Source organism: Pseudomonas sp. P7759 (assembly GCF_013386445.1).
GTDB lineage: Bacteria > Pseudomonadota > Gammaproteobacteria > Pseudomonadales > Pseudomonadaceae > Aquipseudomonas > Aquipseudomonas azotoformans_A.
The window spans coordinates 25,735-52,235 of sequence record NZ_JACART010000047.1; the positions used below are offsets into that span (position 1 = coordinate 25,735).

Here is a 26,501-nt window from a genome sequence, read left to right on the forward strand (position 1 = left end):
TTTCATGCCGCCGGACAAAGCAGGCATAATACCGCGCCTTTACCCATCAACCGGTAGCCCCGTGAACCCAACGCCCGCTGTGAATACCTTGCGCCCCTCGGCTTGTCCGGGGTTGCTGCGTATTGTCCAGGCGCTGGACGGCGGCATCTGCCGGATCAAATTGGCCGGTGGTTCGATCACTGCCGCCCAAGCCCACGCGGTGGCGGATGCCGCCCAGGCCTATGCGGGCGGGGTGATCGAGGCGACCAACCGCGCCAATCTGCAGATTCGTGGGATTGGCACTGAAGAAAGCGCGCTGATTGCGATGCTGTTGGCGGCCGACCTCGGCCCCAATAACGCGGCTGGCGACGACGTGCGCAACCTGATGCTCAGTCCGAGCGCCGGGATCGATCCGCAGATGCTCTTCGATACGCGCCCGCTGGCCGAACAGATCCTGAATACCCTGCAGAGCCACCCGCGTTTCCATGAGCTGTCGGCCAAGTTCGCCGTGCAACTGGATGGCGGTGAGGCGTTGGCGATGCTCGAACATCACCATGACCTGTGGCTGTCGGCGTTCGTGCGGGAGGGCGAGACGCTTCTGGCCTTTGGCCTGGCGGGTTGTCCGGGGCTGGATGCGCCGCTGGCCGCCGTGCCATTGGACCAGGGCCATGCACTGGTGGTGGCCGTGCTGGAAGCATTTCTGGACATCGCCACGCCGGAACAGACGCGTATGCGGCATCTGTCTGTGGATAACTTATTGAGTCGTCTAACACTGCCGCTGCTGCCCTCCGATGGCTTCAACCGCCCGCCCAGTGGCGCTTTGCAGCACCTCGGCACTTATCCACAGCATCAAAATAACAAGCTCTACATCGCCGCCATCGCCCCCTTGGGTCGCCTGGATGCGACGATGCTCAAGGGCGCTGCGCACCTGGCCAGCGAATACGGCGACGGCACGCTGCGTTTCACCCCCTGGCAGGGCGTGCTGCTGCCCAACGTCGAAAAACCGCACGCTGTGACCGAACACCTGGCGCAGCTTGGCTTTCTGTGTTCAATCGACCAGCCCCTGGCGCGCATGATCGCCTGCACCGGCTCCAGCGGTTGCGGCAAGGCCCTGGCCGACACCAAGGCCGACGCGGTGCAACTCGCTGCCTTGAGCACTGACCACAACGTGCACCTGTCCGGCTGCCCGCGTTCCTGTGCCGCTGCGCACGTTGCGCCGGTGACCTTGTTGGCCGTGAGCCCCGGCCACTACGACCTCTATTTTCGCGAGGCAGCCCAGCCCGGTTTCGGCCGGCTGCACGCACGCAACCTTTCTATTGAAGCGACGGGCGCCCTGCTGCGCGCCCGCCCACGGAGCAACACCGATGATTGATTACATCCGCGACGGTCAGGAGATCTATCGCAACTCCTTCGCCATTATTCGCGCGGAAGCCAAGTTGGACCGCATCCCGGCCGATCTGGAAAAACTCGCGGTGCGGGTGATTCACGCCTGCGGCATGGTCGACGCCATCGACGGCCTTCAGTTCTCCGAAGGGGCGGGCAAGGCCGGGCGCGATGCGCTGGCTGCGGGCGCGCCGATCCTGTGCGATGCGCGGATGGTCTCCGAAGGCGTGACCCGCGCACGCCTGCCGGCCAATAATCCGGTGATCTGCACCCTGCGTGATGACAGCGTGCCGGAGCTGGCGCGGGAGTTGGGCAACACCCGTTCCGCTGCCGCACTGGAGCTGTGGCGCCCGCACCTGGAAGGCAGCGTGGTGGTGATCGGCAATGCACCGACCGCGTTGTTCTACCTGCTGGAAATGCTCGATGCGGGCGCGCCGAAACCGGCGTTGATCCTCGGCTTCCCGGTGGGTTTTGTCGGCGCCGCCGAGTCCAAGGCGATGCTGGCCGCCGACAGCCGTGGCGTGCCGTTCGTGATCATGCAGGGCCGCCTGGGCGGTAGCGCCATGGCGGCCGCTGCGGTGAATGCCCTGGCCACGGAGGTCGAATAATGCAGACACGTGGACGTTTGATCGGCCTGGGCGTGGGCCCCGGTGACCCGGAACTGATCACCCTCAAGGCCCTGCGCCTGCTGCGCGAATCGCCGGTGGTGGCGTACTTCGTGGCCAAGGGCAAGAAGGGCAACGCCTTTGGCATTATCGAAGACCACCTGGTGCCGCAACAGACGCTGATGCCGTTGGTGTACCCGGTGACCACCGAAGTGTTGCCGGCGCCGATGTCCTACGAGCAGGTGATCAGCGATTTCTACGACGCCGCAAGCGTTGACGTCGCCGCACACCTGGACGCCGGCCGTGACGTGGCGGTGATCTGCGAAGGTGACCCGTTCTTCTACGGTTCCTACATGTACCTGCACGACCGCCTCTCCGAGCGCTATGAAGCGCAGGTGATTCCAGGTGTTTGCTCGATGCTCGGCGGTGCCTCGGTGCTGGGCGCGCCGTTGGTGTATCGCAACCAGAGCCTTTCGGTGCTTTCGGGCGTGTTGCCCCATGACGACCTCAAGCGCCGCCTGGCGGATGCCGATGCGGCCGTGATCATGAAGCTGGGTCGCAACTTCCCGAAAGTGCGCCAGGTGCTGGAAGAGCTCGGCCTGGCCGGGCGTGCGCTGTATGTGGAGCGCGCCACCATGGCCAACCAGAAGATCGTGCCGCTGGAACAGGTCGACCCGTCGTCGTCCCCTTACTTCTCGCTGATCATCGTGCCCGGTGAACGGTGGCAAGGTTGATGAGCCCGGCGATTGTTATTTTGGGCCAGGGCAGCCTGGCCACAGCGCGCAAGATCCAGCAGGTCTACCCCGGCGCGTTGATCCACGGCCTGGCCGGACGGGTCGACGGTGCGGACCAGGCCTACAGTGAATTCGGCGCGACCCTGCGCCAGCTGTATCAGCAAGGTACGCCGCTGATTGCGTTGTGCGCGGCCGGTATCGTTATTCGTACCTTGGCGCCGCTGCTGCTGGAAAAAGGCGAAGAGCCCGCCGTGCTGGCCGTGGCCGAAGACGGCAGCGCGGTGGTGCCGTTGCTTGGCGGCCTCGGCGGTGTGAACGTGATGGCGCGCGAAATCGCCGCTGCGTTGAACGTGGCCGCTGCGATCACCACCAGTGGCGAGCTGCGTTTCGGCACCTGCCTGCTTAATCCGCCTGCAGGTTATGCACTGGCGGATCTGGAGCTGGGCAAACGTTTCGTCTCCGACCTGCTGGCCGGCGAAAGCGTACGCATCGAAGGCGCCGCGCCGTGGCTGGACCAGGCCAACCTGCCCCAGGACCAACAGGCACGCCTGGCGATTCACGTGGGCAGTAACGCGCGCATGCCTGCCGCCGATGAATTGCTGATCTATCCGAAGAACGTCAGCGTGACCTGCAAGCCCGGCGCGCAACTGGCTGAGCGTGTACGCACGGCGTTGCATGAGGCGGGCATCGCCGTGCAGTCCCTGGCGTGCCTGCTGGCCAGTGATACGCAGATGGCCGAAGCGTCGTTGCATGAGGCAGCGTTGGTGTTGGGAGTACCGCTGCGATTTGCCAGCGTGATCCAGGACGCCGATATCGTCATCAACGTTGCCGAGCAACCCCTGGACTTGTCGCAAGTCGGCCGCGTGCGTGGTCGCCTGGCCGTGATCGGCCTGGGCCCCGGCGCTGCCGAGTTGATGGTGCCAGCGGTCAAGGCTGAACTGGCACGCTGTACCGATGTGCTGGGTTACGAAACCTACGTGCGCATGGCTGGGCCCTTCCGTGACGATCAGGTGCAGCACTGCACCGACAACCGCGAAGAAATGCAGCGTGCCCGCCACGCCTTCGAACTCGCGGCCCAAGGTCGTTCGGTGGTGGTGGTGTCGTCTGGCGACCCCGGTGTGTTCGCCATGGCCGCTGCGGTGATCGAAGCCCTGCACGAATCCGGTGATCCGGCCTGGCATCAGGTCGACCTGGAAATCCTGCCGGGTGTTTCGGCCTCGCTCGCCACCGCCGCCCAGGCCGGTGCACCGTTGGGTCATGACTTCTGCGTGATGTCGCTGTCAGACAACCTCAAGCCCTGGTCGATCATCGAAAAGCGCCTGGACCTGGCCTCCCAGGCCGACCTGGCGCTGGCGTTCTACAACCCGATCTCGCGCTCGCGGCCGTGGCAACTGGGACGTGCGCTGGAAATCGTCGCACTTCATCGCACGCCTGAAACGCCGGTGGTGCTGGGCCGGGATATTGGCCGGCCAGGCCAGACCCTGCGCGTCACTACCCTGGGGCAACTGACGCCGGAGCAGGTGGACATGCGCACCATGGTGCTGATCGGTTCGTCCACCACCGTCACCTTCCCGCGAGCCGGTGGCGGTGAGTGGGTGTACACGCCGCGCTGGTACGGCGAGAAACCCGCCTCCTGAAAAGGGCCCCTCGGGGGCCTGAAAGCTCCGAATGACCCAGGGATTTTCCTGGCGTTGTCCGGGGCTTTTTCTTTTTTCTGCGACGAAATCCGGAAGCCTGTCAGGCATGCCGCGTGATTGCTGGGCGGCACGGTTTGACGGCGTGCGCCAAGGGATGTTTGTCGTCTGGAAAACGCTCCAGCCAGTGGACTAGGGTGGACATAAGCCCCGAGTTGGGGTGCTTGTGGAGAACCAAAATGGAGCGACATCACAGAAGGATCAACAATAAAAAAAGGCGCAAGCTGATTGCCGCCTACAAGTTGCCGGGAGCGTCTGGAGCGCTTAAGGCTTTGCCGTTGGACATCGAGGACGACTTCAACGCCGCCGTGGTCAACAACGGCGTCATCTCGTTTGCCGAAGGCTTGTCCGGCTTGAATCGGGAATACGTGCGCAAGAGCTATTTGCTGGCCAGCAGCTATGTCAGCGATGTGTTGAAAGTACAGCGCGGTACTGAGGGTTGGTACGACGAGTTCATCAAGGTGATGGTCAGCCTGGGGTGGCTGCCGGTGCGCAGCCGCTTCGAACGGGTTTCACGTTCCGGCAAGGGCCTGACCGTGCAATGGGCGGCGCTGAATATCATCACCACCCTGCTGGCGTCGACCTCATTGTCCGGGCACTTGCTGAGCACTTTGCCGAAACTGGCGGCCGATGCTTTGGACGCATTGAAGCAGGCGCCGGGGACGTTCGAACTGTTCAAACGCAACAGCGCGGTACACCAAGGCGGCGACTTCGGCCTGGCGTCCTGTGCCGAAACGGACGGTGAACTGATGATGGTGCTGGTGACCTACAGCAGCCATGGCGTGAGCAAGCAGGTAGGGCTGCCCTTCCTGGAGTGGGACAGCTCCTCGTTCGAGGCCTTCAGCGGGCAGACGTGCCTGGTGCTGAATACCTCGGTGGTCAACGAAAAGACGATCCAACTGATGCGCGAGAGTGCGGGTGACAAGGTGCAGTTGGCAATCGCCAAGTACCGGATCTAAGGCACCAGGTAACCGCGCACACCGGTGAAGATGATTTGCGCGGCCAGGGCGCACACAAACAACCCCATCAACCGACTGACAATCTGCAAACCCTGGTCACCGAGGATGCGTTCGATACGGTTGGACAGGTACAGCACCACGCCCACCGTGAGGCTGGCCAGGGCGATGCTGAGGATGGCGGTGAGCTTGTCATCCCAGTGCGGCTGGCTCACCCCCATGACCAGCAGCGCACCGATGGTGCCGGGGCCGACGGTGAGGGGAATGGTCAGCGGCACGATGGTCACATCCTGCTGCACGTTGTCGGTCTGCACCGCCGACTTGCCCTGAGCCATGCCCAGGGCGGAGATAAACAGCACACTGCCGGCGCCGATGCGGAAGGCGTCGACGGTGATGCCGAACACGCTGAAAATCACGCGGCCGAACAAGTAGAGCAACACGCTCGATACCAAGGTCGCCAACGCCACTTTCCACGCCAGGCGCCGCCGTTCTTTGCTGGAGTAGCCACGGGTCAGGCTGATAAAGCAGGACAGCACGAAGAACGGGCTGTAGAGCACCAGCATTTTCAGGTAGACACTGAATAACACGTGGAGCATGTGAGTGGCTCGCGGCAGAGAAAGAGTCGGGGAAGTCTATCAGGCGACAGAGAACAAATGTGGGAGCGGGCTTGCTCGCGAATGCGGTGTGTCAGTCAATGCATCTTTAACTGATCCACCGCATTCGCGAGCAAGCCCGCTCCCACATGGGGACTGTATTTCAAGTCAAGAAGGTGCGTGTTCCGGGCGTTGCTGACGCTGCGCCACCCAGAACTCCACCAGCTCACGCAACTGCGACAACTCCACCGGCTTGGCCATATGCCCATCCATCCCGGCCTGGCGTGCGCGTTCTTTATGTTCCGACAGGATGTGCGCCGTCAGCGCCACCACCGGTGTGCGAATACGCTGGTGGCTGACTTCCCACGCGCGCAGCTGTTGGGTGGCCGAGAAACCATCGAGGATCGGCATTTCACAGTCCATCAACACCAGGTCATAGCGCTGGGCTTTCATCGCTTCCAGCGCTTCTTCGCCATTGCTGGCGGTGTCGGGGTTGAGGTTGAGCTTGCCGAGCATGCCGCGGATCACTTTGGTGGAGATGCTGTTGTCTTCGGCCACCAGGATGCGGAAATCCGTCGGCACGGTGATGGCCGCCGGCGTATTGAGGACCGGGCGAGGTGGAACGTTGCCCTTGCTGCGTTGGGTCAGTTCATCGGCCAGGGTGGTCTTGAGCGTGTAGCCGGCCACGGGTTTGGCGAGGATGCGCTTGATCCCGCAATTGCGCGCGATGATCTTGCTCGGCGCGTTGCTGATGCCGGTGAGCATGATCAGCAGGATGTCGTGGTTCAGACTCGGGTCTTCCTTGATCTTCGCCGCCAGTTGCATGCCGGTCATGCCGGGCATGTTCTGGTCCAGCAGCACCACGTCGAAGTAATCGCGCAGGTGCGCCTTGGTGCGCAACAGCGCCAGGGCTTCCTTGCCCGATGGCACGGCGCTGACGTTGAGGCCCCAGGCCGAGCATTGCTGCACCAATACTTTACGGCAGGTGTCGTTGTCGTCCACCACCAGCACCCGTGCGCCCTTGAGTGGGCCGTCGAGGTCGGAGGTCGGGTGTTCCAGGCGTTCCGGGTCCAGCGGCAGGGTCAGCCACAAGGTGCTGCCCTGGTGGCTGCCGCTCTTGATGCCGAACTCGCCGTTCATCAGCAGGATCAGTTGGCGAGCGATGACCAGGCCCAGGTGACCGTTCAGGCGGGTGGCGGAGAAGAAGTTCTTGCTGTGCAGTTCGCTGTGCAGCAGGGCGTCACGCTCGGCGGCTTCCATCGGCAAGCCGCTGTCTTGCACGGCAATGCGCAGGCGGGGCTTGGTGCTGCGATCATCCAGCGCGACGACGATCAGCACTTCGCCTTCGTCGGTCTTCTGCAGGGCGTTTTCCAGCAGGCTCAACATGGCCTGGCGCAGGCGCGTCGGGTCGCCGCTGATCACGCGGGGCACCTGGGGTTGGATAAAGCTGATCAGCTCGACGTTCTGTTGTTCAGCCTTGGCGCGGAAGATACTCAGGCAATCTTCGATCAGCGCATTGAGGTCGAACTGCACGTCATCCAATTCGATCTGGCCGGATTCCAGCTTGGAGATGTCGAGGATTTCGTTGATCAGCGTGAGCAGTTCATTGCCGGCGCTGTGGATGGTCTGCACGTAGTCGCGCTGTTTTACCGACAGCGGCGTGCCCAGCAACAGTTCGGTCATGCCCAGCACGCCGTTCATGGGCGTGCGGATTTCGTGGCTGATCTTGGCCAGGAACTCGGCCTTGGCGGCGATCTCGGCATTGCTTGCCGCCAGGTCACGGCTGAGGCTGAAGCGCGCTTCGACAATCGCCCGCTGGCGTTCGCCCAGCGCCAGGCTCATCAACAGACCGCTAAGGCAGATAAACGCCAGCAGTGTGACGATCAGGCCCTGGGGCGTGACCATCGTCAGGCCCAACAGCGCCGGCAAAATGATCAGCGTGCCGATGTTGAACACCACCATCGCCGCCACGAACAGGCGGGCCGGACGGTAGCCTTTCTGCCAGTGGTAGGCCGAGACGAACAGCATGCTCAAGCCGGCCAGGGCCACCAGGGCATAGGTGATGATGTTCAGCGGCAGGGTGTTGACGAACAACAGCAGCAGGCCGCACAGCACGATAAACAGGATGTCGGCCATCAACAGCTTGTTCAGCGGGTGTGGGCCCAAAGGCATGAAGAACCGGTAGGCAAACATCAGCCCGCACGGCGCGGTCAGCAGCAGGGCCAGGTAGGCGCCTGGGGTCTGGATAGCGTGCCAGTTCGGCAGCCAAGGGCCGATCAGGTTCAGCAGCAGCGCGAGGCTGAGCATCAGCAGGATCTCGCAGGCCGCCAGCCACAGGCTGCTGCGCGAGCGGTGGTAGGCGAAGCGTGTGAGGTTGTGCAGGATCAGCATCAATAGGCAGCCGAACAGCAGGCCGTAGATCAGCGTCTGGGTCTGGTCGGCGGCGGCGAGCACGGCCGGTTCCAGGGTGATATACGGGCGCAGCTCATGTTCCGAGACCAGGCGCAGGTAAACTTCCAGGGGCTTCTGGCTCTGGGGCATCGGCAGCATGAAGTCGCTGCTCGGCAATGGGCGCTCCGCCTGGGGCTGGCGTGTGCCGGTGCTCTGCTGCTCCACCAGGGTGTCGCCGTCCAGTACATAGAGGCTCAGGTGGGACAAATCCGGAGCAAAGACCCGCAGCACTTGTTCGTGTCTGCCGGGTTGCAGCTTGAAACGCACCCACAACGCACCGTCCGGTTCCGCGGCGGTAATGCGGTCCAGTTCGATGGGGCTGAATTGATTGGTGTAGCGCGAGGAACGGATGTCGCTCAGTTGCAGGTCGGCCTGTTCATCAAGCAATACTGCCCAGCCACTGCCTTGCGCGGCGGCCTGGGCCGGGAACAAGCAGAGCAGTGTCAGCAGACTGACAGTGAAACCTATGGCGATCCTGAGCCAGCGCACGGCGAAATCCCTTCGTAGGTTGATGCACGGTTAACTATGCGCGGGTAGGCCTGCATACGGCAAGGGCCAGAGGCCCTTGCCTAGCCGAACGGATAGCGACTTACTGGCTTTCGCCACGCTCCCGCGCAATGGCGCGATAGCCGATGTCCTTGCGATAGAAGCAGCCTTTCCAGTCGATTTTTGCAGCCAGCTTATAAGCCTGTTGCTGCGCGGCGTCGACGCTGGCGCCCATGGCGGTGGCGCACAACACACGGCCACCGGCGGTCACGACCTGGCCATCCTTGAGCGCAGTGCCCGCATGGAACACTTTACCTTCCAGCGTAGCCGCCGCGTCGAGACCTTCAATCACGTCGCCCTTGGCGTAATCGGCAGGGTAGCCACCGGCCGCCAGCACAATGCCGACGCTCGGACGTGGATCCCACTGGGCTTCTACCTTGTCCAGGGCCTGGGCCAGGGCAGCTTCCACCAGCAATACCAGGCTCGATTGCAGACGCAGCATCACCGGTTGGGTTTCCGGGTCGCCGAAGCGGCAGTTGAACTCAATGACTTTCGGGTTACCGGCTTTGTCGATCATCAGGCCGGCATACAGGAAACCGGTGTACACATTGCCTTCGTCGGCCATGCCACGCACGGTCGGCCAGATCACCAGGTCCATGACGCGCTGGTGCACGTCGGCGGTGACCACCGGGGCAGGGGAGTAGGCACCCATGCCGCCGGTGTTCGGGCCGGTGTCGCCGTCGCCGACGCGTTTGTGGTCCTGGCTGGTGGCCATCGGCAGAACGTTCTTGCCGTCGACCATCACGATAAAGCTGGCTTCTTCACCGTCGAGGAACTCCTCGATCACCACACGGGAACCGGCGTCACCGAATGAGTTGCCGGCGAGCATGTCGCGCACGGCGTCTTCGGCTTCCTGCAGGGTCATGGCGACGATCACGCCTTTGCCGGCGGCCAGGCCATCGGCCTTGATCACGATCGGCGCACCTTTTTCACGCAGGTAAGCCAGGGCCGGCTCGATCTCGGTGAAGTTCTGGTAGTCGGCAGTCGGGATCTTGTGGCGCGCCAGGAAGTCCTTGGTGAATGCCTTGGAGCCTTCCAGTTGGGCGGCACCCGCGGTTGGGCCGAAGCAATCCAGGCCACGGCTGCGGAACAGGTCCACCACGCCGGCAACCAATGGCACTTCCGGACCGACGATGGTCAGGGATACATTTTTTTCCGCGAAATCTGCCAGCTGCTCAAGGGCCAGTACGTCGATAGCGACGTTCTCGCACTTGGCTTCAATGGCGGTACCGGCGTTGCCGGGTGCTACGAATACTTTCTGGACGCGCGGGTCCTGGGCAACTTTCCAGGCCAGGGCGTGTTCACGGCCACCGCTGCCAATGATCAAAACATTCATGTCAAAAACCTCAAATTCTGTCAGTGGCGGAAGTGGCGCATGCCGGTGAAGACCATGGCGATGCCGGCTTCATCAGCGGCGGCGATGACTTCTGCATCACGCATCGAGCCACCCGGTTGGATCACGGCGGTAACACCCGCTTTAGCGGCGTTGTCCAGGCCGTCACGGAACGGGAAAAATGCGTCGGAAGCCATCACCGAACCCACCACTTGCAAACCAGCATGTTCAGCCTTGATCGCGGCGATACGCGCCGAGTTCACGCGGCTCATCTGGCCGGCGCCGACACCGATAGTCTGGCGGTTCTTGGCGTAGACGATGGCGTTGGATTTAACGTATTTAGCCACTTTCCAGGCGAAGATCAGGTCGTTGATCTCTTGCTCGGTCGGCGCGCGCTGGGTCACCACTTTCAGGTCTTCGCTGCCGATCATGCCGATGTCGCGGCTCTGTACCAGCAAGCCGCCGTTGACGCGCTTGTAGTCCCAGGCAGCGGCACGTTCAGCCGACCATTCGCCGCAGGCCAGCAGGCGCACGTTGGCTTTGGCCGCCACGATGGCGCGGGCTTCCTCGCTGACGCTTGGGGCGATGATCACTTCAACGAACTGACGCTCAACGATCGCCTTGGCGGTCTCGGCATCCAGCTCACGGTTGAAGGCGATGATGCCGCCGAACGCCGACTCGGTGTCGGTGGCGTAGGCCAGTTCGTACGCTTGGCGGATACCGCCTTCAGCGTCCGGGCTCACCGCCACGCCGCACGGGTTGGCGTGCTTGACGATCACACAGGCTGGCTTGACGAAGCTCTTCACACACTCCAGCGCGGCGTCGGTGTCGGCCACGTTGTTGTAGGACAGCTCCTTGCCTTGCAGCTGGGTCGCGGTGGCGATGCCCACTTCGGCCGGCTTGGCTTCCACGTAGAACGCCGCGCTCTGGTGCGGGTTCTCGCCGTAGCGCATTTCCTGGGCCTTGATGAACTGGCTGTTGAAGGTGCGCGGGAATTGGCTGCGGCCTTCGGTCGACAGGGTTTCAGCCGCCTGGTTAACAGTGCCCATGTAGTTGGCGATCATGCCGTCGTAGGCGGCGGTGTGTTCGAAGGCCTTGAGCATCAGGTCGAAGCGCTGGGCGTAGGTCAGGCCACCGGCTTTAAGGCTTTCCAGCACGTTGGCGTAATCGCTGGCGTTGACCACGATGGCCACGTCTTTGTGGTTCTTGGCCGCCGAGCGCACCATGGTCGGGCCGCCGATATCGATGTTTTCGATGGCGGTCGGCAGGTCGCAGCCTGGCTTGTTGATGGTGGCTTCGAACGGGTAGAGGTTAACGGCCACCAGGTCGATCGGCTTGATGCCGTGCTCGGCCATGATCGCGTCGTCGGTGCCGCGACGGCCGAGGATGCCGCCGTGGATTTTCGGGTGCAGGGTTTTGACCCGACCGTCCATCATTTCTGCGAAACCGGTGTAGTCCGCCACTTCCACTGCGGCCACGCCGTTGTCCTGCAGCAGTTTGAAGGTCCCGCCCGTGGAGAGGATTTCCACGCCCAGGGCTTCCAGCTCCCGGGCAAATTCGAGGATGCCGGTCTTGTCGGAAACGCTGATCAAGGCGCGGCGGATCGGCAGGCGGGTAGTCTGGTCGGTCATTTCAATTTCCATCAAAAGCAAAGGAGTCAGCAAAAAAGGCGACCGTTTTTACGCGGGCGCCTTTCTGGTTTGATTGAATGCTTACAGCAAATCGTATTGCTTGAGCTTTTTGCGCAAGGTGCCACGGTTGAGGCCCAGCAGCTCACTGGCTTTGGTCTGGTTGCCCTTGACGTAGTTCATCACGCTTTCGAGCAAGGGCGCCTCGACTTCGGAGAGCACCAGGTTGTACACGTCCGTGACGGAAGCGCCCTCAAGGTGGGCGAAATAATTGTGCAGCGCCTTCTCGACACTCCCGCGAAGGGTCTGGCCTTCTTCGCTCGGCGTGTTGAGGTGCTGTTTCAAATTGACGTTGTCGCTCACGGGTGTTGTTCCACTCACTAAAGTCTCGGTCATCATCGTCATGCGGCCACCCCCTCTCCGTCCCCTGTCCCCAGGCTCTTGTAACGCTCGCTGAAAAACTCACGAACGTTGGCGCACTGTGCTTCCGTATCATCCAAACGATTGAAGTGGGCGCGAAACTCCCTGGCGCCCGGCAGGGTTGCGAGATACCAGCCGACATGCTTGCGAGCAATGCGTACTCCCATCACGTCTCCATAGAAGGCGTGCAGGGCGGCCAGATGCTCTAGCAGAATACGTTCCACCTCGATCAGCTCCGGTGCCGGCAACACTTCACCGGTACGCAGAAAATGCTCGATCTCACGAAAAATCCACGGCCGCCCCTGGGCAGCCCGGCCAATCAACAAGCCATCGGCGCCGGTCGCGTGCAGCACGCGCCGGGCTTTCTCGGCGGAGTCGATGTCGCCATTGGCAAACACCGGCATCGACACCGCCTGCTTGATCGCGGCGATGGTGTCGTACTCGGCTTCACCTGTGTAAAGGTCGGCGCGGGTGCGGCCATGCACCGCCAGCGCTGAAATGCCTGCCTGTTCGGCGATCTTCGCCACCGTCAGGCCGTTCTTGTTGTTCCGGTCCCAGCCGGTACGGATCTTCAGGGTGACCGGCACATCCACTGCGGCGACAACGGCCTGCAGGATCTCGGCAACCAATTGCTCATCTTTCAACAGGGCGGAACCGGCGGCCTTGTTGCAGACCTTCTTGGCCGGGCAGCCCATGTTGATGTCGATGATCTGCGCCCCCAACTCCACATTGGCCCGGGCCGCATCCGCCAGCATCTGTGCATCGCCACCGGCGATCTGTACCGAGCGCGGCTCGGGATCACCTTCGTGGATCATGCGCATCCGCGATTTGCGGGTGTTCCACAAGCTCATGTCGCTGGTGACCATTTCCGAGACTACAAGACCTGCGCCCAAACGCTTGCACAGCTGACGAAAGGGCTGGTCGGTAACCCCCGCCATCGGGGCGAGGATCAAGCCGTTCTGCAATGTATATGGGCCGATGCGTACCGCCGACATAGGACTTCCCTGTTGTGGGGCCGGATCATTAGAGTTCGAAAAAGGGTTGGCATGATACCCGCTCTCGATGACTGGATAAAGGCTGAATTGGATAAAATCTGAACAGTTATTTCTTTATCGCCACCGGTTTGGTTGCGCAGGGCAAAGTCAATAACCTGCCGTCAAATCTCAACCCATGCACCGATTCACTCGGGCGAGTGAAAGCTCAGGCTGTAATTCACGGCTTTGTTGCCGGGATCGAGGATGTCCAGGGAGATATGGATCGGGGTTTGCGATGGCATTTCGCTAACACCGGCCAACTCACCGCTGAGGTATTCGGCGGGCTTGAAGCGACGACTGGCAATCAGGCTGCCATTCAAATCGGCAAACCGCAGCTCCAGCAGCGGAAAGGGCTGGGAGAAGGTCGCGCGGTTATAGATGATCGCGTCCACCACCAGTGCCCCGGCGAAATCCGGGTGGCTGCGCACCACCAGGTTGCTGCTCTTGATGTGGGCGATATCGACCCGTGATGGCACCGTGCAGCCCAGTGTGGGGCACAGTTGCTGGAACCACGGGCGATAGGCGTCCTGGCGGGCCAGGTCGTCGAATTGATAGGCAATGTACTGGCCTGCCAGACCGGCGGCGGCGATCAGGACCAGCAATAGCCAGATCAGCCGGCGGCCCCAGCCCGACGGGCGTTTTTGCGCGTAGAGGTGCAGCGGGTCGTCTTCGAGGTCCAGCAGTTGGTCGTCTTGCACGCTCGTTTGGGCGCGCGAGCGCTTGCGACGGGGTTTGGGGCGTTCTTCGGGTTCTACGTCATCGGCCGATTGGGTCAGCGGCGTAAACGGCGGGTCGATGTCGTCATCGTCGGGCGTTGAACGCAGTGGCGGCTCATCGTCGATATCGTCGGTGTGGAACGACATGGAGGGTTCGGTGCGCTGCTGAATCGCAGGTTCCGGTTCGTCCTCTGTGACGTGGAGGCGCTCTTCAGGCGGCTCGCTGAACAGGCTCGCTGCCCATTTTTCCTCTTCGGCCTTGACCGTGTCGCGGCTGGCGCTGAAGGATTCTTCCTTTTGGCGGCGGTCAGTGCCGGGCTGGCGACGATCTGCGCCCATCGGCAACGTGTGCTGAATCTCGCGGCGTTCCAGCTTGGCCAGTTCTTCGTCCAGGTCCAGGTTGTCCAGGTCCAGCTCTTCGGCAGTCCACTGCTTCTGGCTGATGGCTCGCGCTGGCTCAAGCGTCAGCTCTACCGGCACGTCTGGCACTTGCGGTTCAGGCGCGGACACCTGGTCGCGCTGCTCCAGCAACTGGCGAGCGGCATTGAACACTTGCAGGCACGAGCCGCAGCGCACCACGCCACGGGCCACGCTCAATTGAGCGTGGTTGACGCGAAAGCGGGCTTGGCAGTGCGGGCACTGGGTGACGAAACTGTCGGTCATGCGGCTATCCGATTCAGGCAAGCGCTCATTCTAGCGCCGACGACCGCTGATGCGTACCCAGCCATCGCGGTTGGCGATCGGGTCCAGCTCGAAATCCTTGGCGTAGGCGGCAGCGACGTCTTCGCCTTGCTCGGCCAGGATGCCCGACAGCGCCAGGCGTCCGCCCGGCTTGACCAGGCTCGACAGCTGCGGCGCCAGGGACACCAAGGGGCCTGCGAGGATGTTGGCCACCAGCACGTCGGCCTGCACCTGGGGCAGGTCTTCAGGCAAATACAGTGGGAATTTGCCTTCAGGGACATTGTTGCGCCCGGCGTTATCGCGGGAGGCTTCCAGGGCCTGCACGTCGATGTCGGTGCCCACAGCTTCCTTGGCACCCAGCAACAGCGCAGCGATCGCCAGGATCCCCGAGCCGCAGCCGAAGTCCAGCACGTGGCTGTCGGTCAGGTCCTGGCCGTCCAGCCATTCCAGGCACAGCGCGGTAGTGGGGTGAGTGCCGGTGCCGAACGCCAGGCCTGGGTCGAGCAGCAGGTTGACGGCATTCGGCTCAGGCGCGGCGTGCCAGCTCGGCACGATCCACAGGCGCTGGCCGAAGCGCATCGGCTGGAAGTTGTCCATCCAGCTGCGTTCCCAGTCCTGGTCTTCGATGACTTCGCTGTGATGCTCCGGCAGCGGGCCGCCGGTGAGCAACTCCATATGGGCCCGCACGGCGGCGGCATCGGTGCCGTCTTCGAACAGGGCCAGCAAATGGGTGTGGGACCACAGCGGAGTGGTGTTGAGTTCAGGCTCGAAGATCGGCTGGTCTTCGGCGTCCATGAAGGTCACCGAAACAGCGCCTACCTCGAGGAAAGCGTCTTCATAGGTTTCGGCTTGTTCTGGGCTGATGGCGAGACGGACTTGCAGCCAAGGCATGGCGGGCACCTTTGAAAAAATGAATGTGCGACTACATCTGTCGCGAAAGCGCGGGAGTTTACGCGAGAGCGGAGTGTGTGGCGAGGGAGCTTGCTCCCGCTGGGGCGCGAAGCGGCCCCGCTCTGTTTAAAAGAATGGGACTGCTGCGCAGTCCAGCGGGAGCAAGCTCCCTCGCCACAGTGGCCTTTGAGTTATCGGCGGCCAAAAACAACAAAACCGCCCGAAGGCGGCTTTGTTGGGTGGAGCACTTACTGGTTAGCCAGCTTGTGTTCCAGGTAGTGAATGTTCACACCACCTTCGCAGAAGCCTTCATCGCGGACCAGGTCCCGGTGCAGCGGGATGTTGGTCTTGATGCCGTCGACCACGATTTCGTCCAGGGCGTTGCGCATACGGGCCATGGCCTCGTCGCGGGTGGCGCCCCAGGTGATCAGCTTGCCGATCAGCGAGTCGTAGTTGGACGGAACCTTGTAGCCGCTGTACAGGTGCGAATCCACACGTACGCCGTTGCCGCCGGGCGCGTGGAAATGCTTGACCAGGCCAGGGCTTGGGATAAAGGTTTTCGGGTCTTCGGCGTTGATGCGGCACTCCAGGGAGTGGCCGTGCATCTTCACGTCGTCCTGGGTGAAGGACAGCGGGTTGCCGGCGGCGATGCTGAGCATCTCCTTGACGATGTCGATACCGGTGACCATCTCCGACACCGGATGCTCTACCTGCACACGAGTGTTCATCTCGATGAAGTAGAAACGACCGTTCTCGTACAGGAACTCGAAAGTGCCCGCGCCACGGTAGTTGATGTCGATGCACGCCTTGACGCAACGAGCCAGTACTTCCTGGCGCGCTTTTTCATCCAGGCCCGGTGCTGGTGCTTCTTCCAGAACCTTCTGGTGACGACGTTGCAGCGAGCAATCGCGGTCGCCCAAGTGGATGGCGTGGCCTTGACCGTCGGACAGCACCTGCACTTCCACGTGACGTGGGTTGGTCAGGTACTTCTCCAGGTAGACCATCGGGTTGCCGAACCAGGCGCCCGCCTCGGAGCGAGTTTGCTTGGCCGCTTCGATCAGGTCTTCTTCCTTGTGCACCACGCGCATGCCGCGACCACCACCGCCACCGGCGGCCTTGATGATCACCGGGTAGCCGACTTCGCGACCAATGCGCAGGGCGGTTTCCTCGTCTTCCGGCAGCGGGCCGTCGGAACCTGGAACGGTTGGCACGCCGGCCGCGATCATGGCGTCCTTGGCCGAAACCTTGTCACCCATCAGGCGAATGGTTTCGGCTTTCGGGCCGATGAAGGCAAACCCGGATTTTTCCACCTGTTCGGCGAAGTCGGCGTTTTCCGCGAGGAAGCCGTAGCCAGGGTGGATGCCATCAGCGCCGGTCACTTCCGCGGCCGCGATGATGTTCGAGACTTTCAGGTACGAGTTCGTGGCCAGTGGCGGGCCGATGCAGATGCTTTCGTCCGCCAGTTTCACGTGCATCAATTCGGTATCGGCCGTCGAGTAAACAGCGACGGTCTTGATGCCCTCTTCCTTACAGGCGCGCAGGATACGCAGCGCGATCTCGCCGCGGTTGGCGATCAGGACTTTTTGCAGTTTCTTCGCAGGTTTCAACATCGAAGGCGCTCCGCGGTTCAAACGATGGTGAACAGCGGCTGGTCGTACTCAACCGGCTGACCGTTTTCTACCAGGATGGATTCGATGACGCCGGCTTTTTCCGCAGTGATGTGGTTCATCATCTTCATCGCTTCAACGATGCAGATGGTGTCGCCCACTTTCACGGTTGCGCCGACTTCAACGAAGGCAGGCGAGGTCGGTGCCGGGGTGCGGTAGAAGGTACCGACCATTGGCGACTTGACCACGAAACCGTTCAGCGCAGGAGCAGCTGGAGCGGCAGGTGCAGCGGCAGCAGCAGGTGCGGCGGCTGGAGCAGCAGCCGGCGCCGGTGCTTGCATCTGTGGCGCGTAGAACTGCTGGGCCGGGGTCTTGCTGTGGCGGCTGATCCGTACGGACTCTTCGCCTTCCTTGATTTCCAGCTCGTCGATACCGGATTCTTCCAGCAGTTCGATCAGTTTCTTAACTTTACGGATATCCATGAATCATCAACTCCCAAGGGTCGGTCAGGGGCGCTTGGCCGGTTGTTCAAGTTGTTCCAGGGCGGCCTCCAGGGCCAGTCGGTAACCGCTGGCGCCAAGGCCGCAGATCACACCTACCGCTACGTCGGAGAAGTAGGAGTGATGGCGGAAAGCTTCGCGTTTGTGCACGTTCGACAAATGCACTTCGATGAATGGGATGCTCACCGCCAGCAATGCGTCACGTAATGCAACGCTTGTGTGTGTAAAAGCGGCGGGATTGATCAGGATAAAGTCCACGCCTTCGCCACGCGCGGCATGGATGCGATCAATCAATTCGTACTCGGCATTGCTTTGCAGGTAGAGCAGATGGTGGCCGGCTTCACGCGCCCTGCGTTCCAGGTCGAGGTTGATCTGGTCCAGGGTGACTGCCCCGTAGACGCCCGGTTCACGGGTGCCGAGCAGGTTCAGGTTGGGTCCGTGAAGAACCAGTAAGGTCGCCATCGGCTGTTCCTTGTTATTGATGTGGGTACGGCAGAACCCGGCGACTATGCCGCAAAGCCTTTGTGACTGTCCAGTTCTATGCAGTAGGCAGCACGATTAGCGAGGATAGCGCGAAATTTGTGACTGTGAGGCCGGATTCGGTCAGTTACACACGAAACGCCTGCACGGCGGTGTTGAGCTGCCCACCCAGCACCAGCAAGTGCTCACCTTGGCTGCGGCCTTGGCCGATTCGCAGCAAGTTATCCTCACCCAATTGGTGAATCCGCTCGCTGTTGTCGCGAATCTCACTGACGGCGCCACTCTGCTGTGCCGTCACATCGGCGATGCGCACGGCGGTGTCGGAAATGGTCTGGATAGCCCCGACGATTTCATCCAGCGCGCCGTCCGCTGCCTGGGCTTGCTGGGCGGTGGCCTCGGCGTGCTCGACCTGAGCACGCATGCCTTGCACCGATTGATGGGCGGCGCTTTGCAGGCCGGCGATCAGGGTCTGGATCTCTGCGGTGGCGCCGGCGGTGCGTTGGGCCAGGGAGCGGACTTCGTCGGCGACCACGGCGAAACCACGTCCGGCTTCACCGGCGCGAGCGGCCTCGATGGCGGCGTTGAGGGCGAGCAGGTTGGTCTGGTCGGCAATCGAGCGGATCACCGTCAGCACGCCGCCGATGGTGGCGGATTCTTCGGCGAGTTTTTCGATCATCTGTGCGTTTTGCTGCACTTCACCCACCAGGGCATGCAGCCCGGTCAGGCTCAGGCCGATCACGCGTTGGCCTTGCTCCACTGCCTGGCCAGCACTGCGACTGGCACCCGCCGCCTGGCTGGCATCGCCCGCCACTTGCTGGATGGTCGCTTCCAGCTCACCCAGCGAATCACGGATCTGCGCGGTATCCCCGGCCTGGCGTTCGGCGCCATCGTGCAGGCCGCTGCTCAGTTCGGCCAGCGCACGGCTGCTGCCGGCGACTTCCTCGGCATTGCCGCGAATAGTGCCGACCAAATCCACCAGATAAGCCCGCAGGCGGTTCAGGGAGGCTTCGATGTCGTGCAGCTCGCGGTTGGTCTTGCCCAAGGCAATCGGCTGGCTGAAATCGCCCTCGGCCCAGGTCGACAGGGCCGGTGCCAGGTTGGTCAGCACCCGCGCCAGGCGGCGTTGCAGGGTGTCGATCAGCAGCGCGATCAGCAGGATCAGGCCGATCATCACGCCTTGCATCAGACGCACTTCGCTCTGGATCTTGCCGTGCTGCGCGCGCACCACGGGTTCCAGACCGGCGATGGCTTGCTGCACGGTGTCGATTTTCTGGTGGGTCTTGGCGGCCAGGTCGGTGCGTTGCTGGATCTGTTCGCGGGTGCGCTTGAGTTCGGCGGGGTAGCGGGTGAGCAGGCTGTTGAGTTCGCGCTTGAGGTCGACGCCTGTGTCCAGGGCTTCGGTTTTCTCGGTGTTCTCCAGGCCCATCAGTGCGGAAAAGTCGTCGGCGCTGGATTCGGCGCTGGCTTTCACACCCAGCAACGGCAGCTGTTCCAGCGCATCGGCTTGACTGCGAATGTTGCCGACTTCGCGCTCCACGTCATCGGCCAGCTCTGCGCGCCCACTGCTTACCAATTTGTCGCGGGCCAGGGACAGTTTGCCCAGGTGTTGTGACGCGGCCAGCAAGGGCGGTAGATAACGGGCGGCCTCCGGGGTATTCACGCCAATGGCGTACTGGCTCAACTGCTCCAGGTTCGCGCCCAATTCGCGCTCGGCCTGCAGCAACAGGGCTTGCGGGTCGCCCGCCAGTTTGCCGGCCGCCAGCAAGTCGGTCTTGCTGAACGCATCCAGGTCCACCAGGCTCGGGCGCAGGTTTTGCGCGAGGTCCGCCGGCAACTCATCCAAATGCTGCAACAGGCTTTCCAGGCTCTGGCTGGCACTGCTCAAGCGCAGGGCGTCGCCGCTGGCCAAGTAGTCGTCGATATTGCGCGCGGCCTGGTTCTGGAAAGCCTGGGACAAACCCAGGTAGCGTTCCATCAGCAAATACGGCCGTTCCAGCGCGCGTTGCGACCACCACAGGGTCGCGCCCAGCGCCAGGCATACGGCCACCAGTAGGAGGGTGTTGAGATTGGTCAGCAGCTTCAGGCGCATGCGGGGTTTCAACCGACGGCAAAAGATAAGTGCCTGAAGTTATTGCGTTTTCGTTACAGGGTTATGACCGAATCAGTGAATTCCGGTGAAAAGATGGCACTTTGCTTTGACGTGCGCGCGGCTTGCACGCGGTTGCGTCCCGCGTCCTTGGCGCGGTACAGCGCCTCGTCTGCCTGGGCCGCCATCATCAGGCTGTCGCAGCCATCATGCAGCTCCACCAGGCCAGCGCTGAAGGTGCACCACAGATCCTGGGGCTGGGCGGGGTAGTGGATTTCGGCGAAGCGGCAACGGATCTCGTCGAGCACCTTGCACGCGGCTTCCAGGTCGGTATCGGGCATCACAATGGCGAACTCTTCGCCGCCGTAGCGCCCTATATAGTCAGTCTTGCGCAGGCGCTGCTTGAGAAACAGCGCCAAGCTCTTGATCACGCGGTCGCCCATGGGATGGCCGTGGCTGTCGTTGACCCGCTTGAAGTGGTCGATATCGAGCATGGCAAAGCTCAGCGGCTTGTTCTCGCGGCGCGCGCGGAAGCTGCAGTCTTCGAGCAATTGCAGGATATGGGTGTGGTTGTACAGGCCAGTCAGGCTGTCGCGCACCATCCGCGCCTTGAGGTTGCGTGCGCGGGCCGCGCGGTTGCGCACGGTGGTGATCAGGTGGCGTGGCTTGATCGGCTTGGTGAGGAAGTCGTCACCGCCTTCGCTCATGGCGTCCAACTGTTTGTCCAGGTCGTCTTCGGCCGACAGGTAAATGATCGGCACGCTCACATAACGATCGTTATGACGGATGACCTTGGCCAGTTCCGTGCCGGTACAGGCAGGCATGTACATGTCGAGGATGATCAGGTCGGGCTGGAAATCCGCCAGCTCGGCCATGGCCTGGATCGGTTCGATCAGCGTGCGGGTGACGATGCCGGCACTGTTGAGCAGGCGCTCGGTGTGCAGCGCCTGGGCCCGGGAGTCGTCGATGATCAGTACTTTGTACGGTTCGTACTGGGCGACGCAGGTCAGCACTTCGATCTTTTCCAGCAGGCTGGAGGCTTCCAGCGTGCCGGTGAGGAATTCCTGGCCACCAGCGCGTACGGCGGCGAGGCGGGTCGGGGTATCGGTTTCGTGCAGGCTGAAAAACAGCAGCGGCAGCTTTTGCTCCAGGCCTTCCTGGGCTTCGGCGGCGAGCTTGAGGCCCAGACCGGCGCCGCAGAAGTCTACGTCCATCACAATCGCCGAAGGCAGGCGCTCGGCCATCGACGCGCGAAATGCCGCCACGCTGTCGAGGGACTGAGCGCTCATGCCAAAGAATTCCAGCTGCTTGGCCAGGCGCTCGGCGCGGTCGTGATCGGCCAGCATCACGTAGATCGGCTTGCGCATCGGCGGCAGGAAGGTTTGTTCGAGCTGGTCGCCCTGGCGCAGGCCGGTGCGGGACAGGCGTTGCATCAAGCGGTTGAGTTCGGTGATCAGGTGGCTGCTCAGGCGGCCACGGTTCTCGTCCACCGCCCGGAGGGAGTCGCCGATATGTCGCGCCAACTGGCTGTGTTCCGGCTGTTCGAAGCGCTCGGCAAAACGCAGCAGGCGCAAATTGGCTTCGCTGAGTTCCGAGAGGTCGGCGCCGGACCATTCGCTGCGTTGCAGGCGCTGCCAGATCTCAAGAATTTGACGTGCCTGATGAATTACCCGCTGGGCAAAATGCTGCTTGAGACGCTCACGGCTGGGGTCTTCTGGCTCGGTCATATCCTGACTACTAGTTAGGGTGCATGCTGAGGTCGACTGATGGCTCTATGCTAGCACCTCTTTTCCATAGGATGAGTGTCATACGTCAATAAACTGCGTCTGGGTAGTATTCAGTTGCTGACTGGGTGGTCGCGCACGGTAAAAAGCCCCGCACGGGTGGGCACGATGCGGTAGGGTTATGGTCGGAGTGTTTGAACGTACGCCCTGAACTCAAGTGATTGAAAGGATATCGCCATGCTGGACTGGAAAAACCGTGCAGGCAGCGCCAAAGGCCCCGCGCCTGAGCCCAAGTCGGCCAACCGCGGCTATTTTCGTACCGTGCTGATGAGCCGCGCCGTGCTCAGCGTACTCGGCCTGTACCTGTTGGTCACCGGCGCCCTGGGCTGGTACTGGAGCGAAGAGCCGGCGCTGTTTCCGGTGCAGCAAAATGCGCAGCTGGCCGCCGAGAAGGAAGGCAAGCAGATGGTGGTGGGCTACACCACGGTCGAAACCCTCAAGACCGTGGTCGGTACTTTGCTGAACAAGCCCGGTGGCTACATCTCCAACGACCGCTTCCCGCCGGGCCTGTGGATGGACAACATGCCGAGCTGGGAATACGGCGTGCTGGTGCAGGTGCGCGACCTGACCCGCGCCCTGCGTAAAGACTTCGCCCGCTCACAGTCGCAGTCAGCCGAAGACGCGGACTTGGCCAAGGCCGAGCCACGCTTCAACTTCGACAACAAGAGCTGGGTGCTGCCATCCAGTGAGTCGGAATACCAGGAAGGCATCAATTCCCTGAGCCGCTACGAAGCACGCCTGTCCGACCCGAACCAGCGCGGCGCGCTGTTCTATGCGCGTGCCGACAACCTGAACAACTGGCTGGGCGACGTCGCTACGCGCTTGGGTTCGTTGTCGCAACGCCTGTCGGCCAGCGTCGGCCGGGTGAAACTGAACACCGCACTGAAAACCGAAGCCCTGGCGCCGGGTGAAGTGCCGCAGGTCGATGAAGAAGTGGTGGAAACCCCATGGATGCAGATCGACAACGTGTTCTACGAAGCCCGTGGCCAGGCTTGGGCGTTGTCGCACTTGCTGCGTGCCATTGAAGTCGATTTTGCCGATGTACTGGCCAAGAAGAACGCCACGGTCAGCGTGCGCCAGATCATTCGTGAGCTGGAAGCCTCGCAAGAACCGGTTTGGAGTCCTATGATTCTTAACGGCAGTGGCTTCGGGGTACTGGCGAACCATTCGCTGGTGATGGCCAACTACATTTCCCGGGCAAACGCTGCAGTGATCGACTTGCGTCAGCTACTCAACCAGGGTTGATGATGGACGCTACTCAAAAGGAGGCCGCACACCGCGCGGCTTCCGATGCTGAACTGATCTGCTGGGTCGACGAGCGGGACACCCTGCTCGGCACCCTCGTCAGGTCCGACCTGCGTCAGCGCGGCCTGATTGGCCGTTGCACTTTTATCTTCCTGTTCAACTCCCGTGGCGAGCTGTGTGTGCATCGGCGCACGCTGAGCAAAGCCATGTATCCAGGGTTCTGGGACACGGCGGCGGGTGGAATGGTAGCGGCGGGTGAATCCTATTCAATATCGGCCGCCCGCGAGCTGGAGGAAGAACTGGGCGTCAGCGGAGTGGAGTTGGTCGAGCACGACCATTTCTATTTCGAGGATGGCGACAGCCGGCTCTGGTGTAAATCCTACTCTGCCGTCTGGGATGGGCCGCTGCGCCTACAGCCGGAAGAGGTCATGGAAGCGCGCTTTTTACCCCTTGAAACAGTCCTGCAAGAAGCTGGGCAAAAGCCTTACTGCCCGGATGCCCAGGAAGGGTTGCGGCGTTATCTGGCCTCGCGTCGCTAAAGTTGCATAAATTGGCGCCATTTGACTCTTAGCAAGTCGGCTTTTTGTGGTTACACTGCGCGACTTTTCACCCGAACCGCCTTGGCGGTCCGGTAGCGCTGCCCCTGCCTGAGTGGGGCTTCGCGGTCGGTTCACCGCTTTGCGGGTGCCGATCAGTCTTCATCCTCCCAAGAGGATTGCCGGTGGCCAAAAAAGCCGCATCCTTCGCCGCCCTTGGTGGCCTGGTATTTTCCACCGACGCAGGTCGACACTGCCCGGACTGTCGTCAGCCCGTGGATTCGTGTACCTGCAAACAGACCCTGATCCCTGAAGGCGATGGTATTGCCCGCGTACGCCGCGAGAGCAAAGGCCGTGGCGGCAAGACGGTGACCACCATCACCGGCGTGCCGTTGGCCGAAGAAGCCCTGAAGGAACTGGCCACGACGCTGAAAAAACGCTGTGGCACCGGTGGCGCGTTGAAAGACGGCGTCATCGAGATCCAGGGCGATCACGTCGAGTTGCTGTTGGCCGAGCTGATCAAGCTCGGGTACAAGGCCAAGAAGTCCGGCGGCTGAAAGCCTCTTCCCGACCTGTGTCTAAACTCTGTCCTGCGCGTGGGGTCCTACCTTGCACGCAGGCAAATCGTCATTTTCATTCTTTAGACTGCGCCAGCCTCAGATAGGGGCGGTGCCTTCGACTTCATTTATAGGGGACTTCGATGTCCGTACGACGCACACGCAAAGACGATGGCAGCCAATGGACAGTTGCGGACAGCCGCAGTGTTTACGGGATTCGCCATTGGGGGGCCGGGTATTTCGCGATCAATGATGCCGGTCGCGTTGAAGTCCGTCCGAACGGCCCGAACAGCACGCCGGTCGACCTGTACGAACAGGTCGATGAGCTGCGCAAGAGCGGCCTGTCGTTGCCGCTGCTGGTGCGCTTCCCCGACATCCTGCAAGACCGTGTACGCCAACTGACCGGCGCCTTCGATGCCAACATCGAGCGCCTGGAATACCAGAGCAAGTACACCGCGCTGTACCCGATCAAGGTCAACCAGCAAGAAGCGGTGATCGAGAACATCATCGCCACCCAGAACGTGTCGATTGGCCTGGAAGCCGGCTCCAAGCCTGAGCTGCTCGCCGTATTGGCGCTGGCGCCGAAGGGCGGCACCATCGTTTGCAACGGTTACAAAGACCGTGAGTTCATCCGCCTCGCGCTGATGGGCCAGAAGCTCGGCCACAACGTGTTCATCGTGATCGAGAAAGAATCCGAAGTTGAACTGGTGATCGAAGAAGCCGCCAGCCTCAAGGTCAAGCCACAGGTTGGCCTGCGCGTGCGTTTGTCGTCGCTGGCATCGAGTAAGTGGGCGGACACCGGCGGCGAGAAATCCAAGTTCGGCCTGTCGGCGGCGCAACTGTTGTCGGTGGTCGAGCGCTTCCGCGCGGCCGGCCTGGACCAGGGCATCCGCCTGCTGCACTTCCACATGGGCTCGCAGATCGCCAACCTGGCGGACTACCAGCACGGGTTCAAGGAAGCCATCCGTTACTACGGCGAGCTGCGCAACCTTGGCCTGCCGGTGGACCACATCGACGTCGGCGGTGGCCTGGGCGTGGACTACGACGGTACACACTCGCGTAACGCCAGCTCGATCAACTACGACATGGACGACTACGCCGGCGTGGTCGTGGGCATGCTCAAGGAATTCTGCGACGCGCAGAGCCTGCCGCACCCGAACATCTTCTCCGAAAGCGGCCGTTCCCTGACCGCCCACCACGCCATGCTGGTGGTGCAGGTCACCGACGTCGAGAAACACAACGACGAAATTCCGGTGATCGAGAATAAAGAAGCCCTGCCGGAAACCGTGCAGTGGCTGGTGGACCTGCTCGGCCCGACCGACATCGAGATGGTCACCGAAACCTACTGGCGTGCAACGCACTACATGAGCGACGTGGCCACCCAGTACGCCGACGGCAAACTGACCCTGGCCGAGAAAGCCCTCGCCGAACAGTGCTACTTCGCCGTGTGCCGCCGCCTGCACAACTCGCTCAAGGCCCGCCAGCGCTCGCACCGCCAGGTGCTGGACGAGCTCAACGACAAGCTGGCCGACAAGTACATCTGCAACTTCTCGGTGTTCCAGAGCCTGCCGGACACCTGGGCCATCGGCCAGGTCTTGCCGATCCTTCCGCTGCATCGCCTCGACGAAGAGCCGCTGCGCCGCGCCGTGCTGCAAGACCTGACCTGCGACTCCGACGGCAAGATCAAGCAGTACGTCGACGAGCAGTCCATCGAGACCAGCCTGCCGGTGCACGGTTTGAACGAAGGTGAGGACTACTTGCTGGGTATCTTCCTGGTCGGGGCTTACCAGGAAATCCTCGGCGACATGCACAACCTGTTCGGTGACACCGACTCGGTGAACATCTACCAGCGTGAAGACGGTTCGGTGTACAGCGCCGGTATCGAGACCCACGACACCATCGAAGACATGCTGCGCTATGTGCACTTGTCGCCGGAGGAGTTGATGACGCATTACCGTGACAAATGCGCGAGCGCGAAAATCAGTGCTTCGGAGCGTACCCAGTTCCTGGATGCTTTGCGTCTGGGCCTGACGCGTTCTTCGTACCTGTCCTCGTAACCGCG

The 26,501-nt window shown here is 62.0% G+C and carries 22 protein-coding genes; 9 read left to right on the forward strand and 13 right to left on the reverse strand.

Going from position 1 to position 26,501, the window contains the following annotated elements; genetic code table 11:
* The first annotated feature begins 4 nt into the window (after window positions 1–4).
* The 5 genes from cobG to HX823_RS26010 all read left to right on the forward strand — a co-directional run bounded on the left by cobG (window position 5) and on the right by HX823_RS26010 (window position 5,354).
* A complete protein-coding gene (cobG, locus tag HX823_RS25990) occupies window positions 5–1,351 on the forward strand; it encodes a precorrin-3B synthase (protein ID WP_177077394.1) in 1,347 nt (448 codons plus the stop codon).
* A complete protein-coding gene (locus HX823_RS25995; protein WP_016976987.1) occupies window positions 1,344–1,970 on the forward strand; it encodes a precorrin-8X methylmutase in 627 nt (208 codons plus the stop codon). The genes cobG and HX823_RS25995 overlap by 8 nt, the downstream gene beginning before the upstream one ends.
* Entirely contained in the window at window positions 1,970–2,701 is a 732-nt protein-coding gene (locus tag HX823_RS26000; protein WP_177077396.1) for a precorrin-2 C(20)-methyltransferase, read from the forward strand. Before HX823_RS25995 ends, HX823_RS26000 begins: the two co-directional genes overlap by 1 nt.
* A complete protein-coding gene (gene cobJ, locus HX823_RS26005) occupies window positions 2,701–4,338 on the forward strand; it encodes a precorrin-3B C(17)-methyltransferase (protein WP_177077398.1) in 1,638 nt (545 codons plus the stop codon). Before HX823_RS26000 ends, cobJ begins: the two co-directional genes overlap by 1 nt.
* A 236-nt stretch (window positions 4,339–4,574) precedes the next feature.
* A complete protein-coding gene (locus HX823_RS26010) occupies window positions 4,575–5,354 on the forward strand; it encodes a hypothetical protein (protein WP_177077399.1) in 780 nt (259 codons plus the stop codon).
* Here HX823_RS26010 and HX823_RS26015 read toward each other — a convergent pair.
* From HX823_RS26015 to HX823_RS26075, 13 genes are all read right to left on the reverse strand, one after another.
* Window positions 5,351–5,947, reverse strand: coding sequence for a MarC family protein (locus tag HX823_RS26015; protein ID WP_003171467.1), 597 nt, complete (start codon window positions 5,945–5,947; stop codon window positions 5,351–5,353). The genes HX823_RS26010 and HX823_RS26015 overlap by 4 nt on opposite strands.
* A 165-nt stretch (window positions 5,948–6,112) precedes the next feature.
* Window positions 6,113–8,884: a hybrid sensor histidine kinase/response regulator gene (locus HX823_RS26020; RefSeq protein ID WP_038844710.1), complete on the reverse strand. Its 2,772-nt coding sequence runs from the start codon at window positions 8,882–8,884 to the stop codon at window positions 6,113–6,115.
* A 100-nt stretch (window positions 8,885–8,984) separates the two neighbouring features.
* Window positions 8,985–10,277, reverse strand: coding sequence for a phosphoribosylamine--glycine ligase (gene purD, locus HX823_RS26025; RefSeq protein ID WP_038844711.1), 1,293 nt, complete (start codon window positions 10,275–10,277; stop codon window positions 8,985–8,987).
* Window positions 10,278–10,297: 20 nt separating this feature from the next.
* Window positions 10,298–11,905, reverse strand: coding sequence for a bifunctional phosphoribosylaminoimidazolecarboxamide formyltransferase/IMP cyclohydrolase (purH, locus tag HX823_RS26030; protein WP_177077401.1), 1,608 nt, complete (start codon window positions 11,903–11,905; stop codon window positions 10,298–10,300).
* A gap of 81 nt (window positions 11,906–11,986) precedes the next feature.
* The gene (gene fis / locus HX823_RS26035; protein WP_002555375.1) at window positions 11,987–12,307 is read right to left on the reverse strand and encodes a DNA-binding transcriptional regulator Fis; all 321 of its coding nucleotides are present in this window, start codon (window positions 12,305–12,307) and stop codon (window positions 11,987–11,989) included.
* On the reverse strand, window positions 12,304–13,317 hold the full coding sequence (gene dusB / locus HX823_RS26040; protein WP_177077404.1) for a tRNA dihydrouridine synthase DusB: 1,014 nt from the start codon (window positions 13,315–13,317) through the stop codon (window positions 12,304–12,306). The genes fis and dusB overlap by 4 nt, the downstream gene beginning before the upstream one ends.
* A 185-nt stretch (window positions 13,318–13,502) precedes the next feature.
* Window positions 13,503–14,735 carry a DUF3426 domain-containing protein gene (locus HX823_RS26045; RefSeq protein WP_177077406.1) on the reverse strand — a complete coding sequence of 411 codons (1,233 nt, stop codon included), beginning with the start codon at window positions 14,733–14,735 and terminating at the stop codon, window positions 13,503–13,505.
* A gap of 30 nt (window positions 14,736–14,765) precedes the next feature.
* Window positions 14,766–15,644, reverse strand: a complete 879-nt coding sequence (gene prmA / locus HX823_RS26050) for a 50S ribosomal protein L11 methyltransferase (RefSeq protein ID WP_177077408.1) — start codon at window positions 15,642–15,644, stop codon at window positions 14,766–14,768.
* A 248-nt stretch (window positions 15,645–15,892) separates the two neighbouring features.
* The gene (accC, locus tag HX823_RS26055) at window positions 15,893–17,254 is read right to left on the reverse strand and encodes an acetyl-CoA carboxylase biotin carboxylase subunit (protein WP_010213490.1); all 1,362 of its coding nucleotides are present in this window, start codon (window positions 17,252–17,254) and stop codon (window positions 15,893–15,895) included.
* A 17-nt stretch (window positions 17,255–17,271) separates the two neighbouring features.
* A complete protein-coding gene (gene accB / locus HX823_RS26060) occupies window positions 17,272–17,733 on the reverse strand; it encodes an acetyl-CoA carboxylase biotin carboxyl carrier protein (RefSeq protein WP_017136744.1) in 462 nt (153 codons plus the stop codon).
* Window positions 17,734–17,757: 24 nt separating this feature from the next.
* Window positions 17,758–18,213, reverse strand: coding sequence for a type II 3-dehydroquinate dehydratase (gene aroQ, locus HX823_RS26065; RefSeq protein ID WP_010213488.1), 456 nt, complete (start codon window positions 18,211–18,213; stop codon window positions 17,758–17,760).
* Window positions 18,214–18,358: 145 nt separating this feature from the next.
* Window positions 18,359–20,320 carry a methyl-accepting chemotaxis protein gene (locus tag HX823_RS26070; RefSeq protein WP_177077410.1) on the reverse strand — a complete coding sequence of 654 codons (1,962 nt, stop codon included), beginning with the start codon at window positions 20,318–20,320 and terminating at the stop codon, window positions 18,359–18,361.
* Between the two features lie 53 nt (window positions 20,321–20,373).
* On the reverse strand, window positions 20,374–22,044 hold the full coding sequence (locus HX823_RS26075) for a PleD family two-component system response regulator (RefSeq protein WP_038844720.1): 1,671 nt from the start codon (window positions 22,042–22,044) through the stop codon (window positions 20,374–20,376).
* A gap of 324 nt (window positions 22,045–22,368) precedes the next feature.
* Here HX823_RS26075 and HX823_RS26080 point away from each other — a divergent pair, with 324 nt between their 5' ends.
* The 4 genes from HX823_RS26080 to speA all read left to right on the forward strand — a co-directional run bounded on the left by HX823_RS26080 (window position 22,369) and on the right by speA (window position 26,496).
* On the forward strand, window positions 22,369–23,346 hold the full coding sequence (locus tag HX823_RS26080; protein ID WP_370468598.1) for a DUF2333 family protein: 978 nt from the start codon (window positions 22,369–22,371) through the stop codon (window positions 23,344–23,346).
* A gap of 2 nt (window positions 23,347–23,348) precedes the next feature.
* On the forward strand, window positions 23,349–23,885 hold the full coding sequence (locus tag HX823_RS26085) for an NUDIX hydrolase (RefSeq protein ID WP_177077412.1): 537 nt from the start codon (window positions 23,349–23,351) through the stop codon (window positions 23,883–23,885).
* A gap of 182 nt (window positions 23,886–24,067) precedes the next feature.
* Window positions 24,068–24,439, forward strand: a complete 372-nt coding sequence (locus HX823_RS26090; protein WP_012722004.1) for a translation initiation factor Sui1 — start codon at window positions 24,068–24,070, stop codon at window positions 24,437–24,439.
* A gap of 143 nt (window positions 24,440–24,582) precedes the next feature.
* Window positions 24,583–26,496, forward strand: a complete 1,914-nt coding sequence (gene speA / locus HX823_RS26095; RefSeq protein ID WP_033897339.1) for an arginine decarboxylase — start codon at window positions 24,583–24,585, stop codon at window positions 26,494–26,496.
* Window positions 26,497–26,501 lie beyond the last annotated feature (5 nt).

Coding starts and splice junctions, on each gene's coding strand:
- cobG (WP_177077394.1), top strand. CDS start 5: ATGCCGCCGGACAAAGCAGGCATAATACCGCGCCTTTACCCATCAACC.
- HX823_RS25995 (WP_016976987.1), top strand. CDS start 1,344: ATGATTGATTACATCCGCGACGGTCAGGAGATCTATCGCAACTCCTTC.
- HX823_RS26000 (WP_177077396.1), top strand. CDS start 1,970: ATGCAGACACGTGGACGTTTGATCGGCCTGGGCGTGGGCCCCGGTGAC.
- cobJ (WP_177077398.1), top strand. CDS start 2,701: ATGAGCCCGGCGATTGTTATTTTGGGCCAGGGCAGCCTGGCCACAGCG.
- HX823_RS26010 (WP_177077399.1), top strand. CDS start 4,575: ATGGAGCGACATCACAGAAGGATCAACAATAAAAAAAGGCGCAAGCTG.
- HX823_RS26015 (WP_003171467.1), bottom strand. CDS start 5,947: ATGCTCCACGTGTTATTCAGTGTCTACCTGAAAATGCTGGTGCTCTAC.
- purD (WP_038844711.1), bottom strand. CDS start 10,277: ATGAATGTTTTGATCATTGGCAGCGGTGGCCGTGAACACGCCCTGGCC.
- purH (WP_177077401.1), bottom strand. CDS start 11,905: ATGACCGACCAGACTACCCGCCTGCCGATCCGCCGCGCCTTGATCAGC.
- fis (WP_002555375.1), bottom strand. CDS start 12,307: ATGACGATGATGACCGAGACTTTAGTGAGTGGAACAACACCCGTGAGC.
- dusB (WP_177077404.1), bottom strand. CDS start 13,317: ATGTCGGCGGTACGCATCGGCCCATATACATTGCAGAACGGCTTGATC.
- HX823_RS26045 (WP_177077406.1), bottom strand. CDS start 14,735: ATGACCGACAGTTTCGTCACCCAGTGCCCGCACTGCCAAGCCCGCTTT.
- prmA (WP_177077408.1), bottom strand. CDS start 15,644: ATGCCTTGGCTGCAAGTCCGTCTCGCCATCAGCCCAGAACAAGCCGAA.
- accC (WP_010213490.1), bottom strand. CDS start 17,254: ATGTTGAAACCTGCGAAGAAACTGCAAAAAGTCCTGATCGCCAACCGC.
- accB (WP_017136744.1), bottom strand. CDS start 17,733: ATGGATATCCGTAAAGTTAAGAAACTGATCGAACTGCTGGAAGAATCC.
- aroQ (WP_010213488.1), bottom strand. CDS start 18,213: ATGGCGACCTTACTGGTTCTTCACGGACCCAACCTGAACCTGCTCGGC.
- HX823_RS26070 (WP_177077410.1), bottom strand. CDS start 20,320: ATGCGCCTGAAGCTGCTGACCAATCTCAACACCCTCCTACTGGTGGCC.
- HX823_RS26075 (WP_038844720.1), bottom strand. CDS start 22,044: ATGACCGAGCCAGAAGACCCCAGCCGTGAGCGTCTCAAGCAGCATTTT.
- HX823_RS26080 (WP_370468598.1), top strand. CDS start 22,369: ATGAGCCGCGCCGTGCTCAGCGTACTCGGCCTGTACCTGTTGGTCACC.
- HX823_RS26085 (WP_177077412.1), top strand. CDS start 23,349: ATGGACGCTACTCAAAAGGAGGCCGCACACCGCGCGGCTTCCGATGCT.
- speA (WP_033897339.1), top strand. CDS start 24,583: ATGTCCGTACGACGCACACGCAAAGACGATGGCAGCCAATGGACAGTT.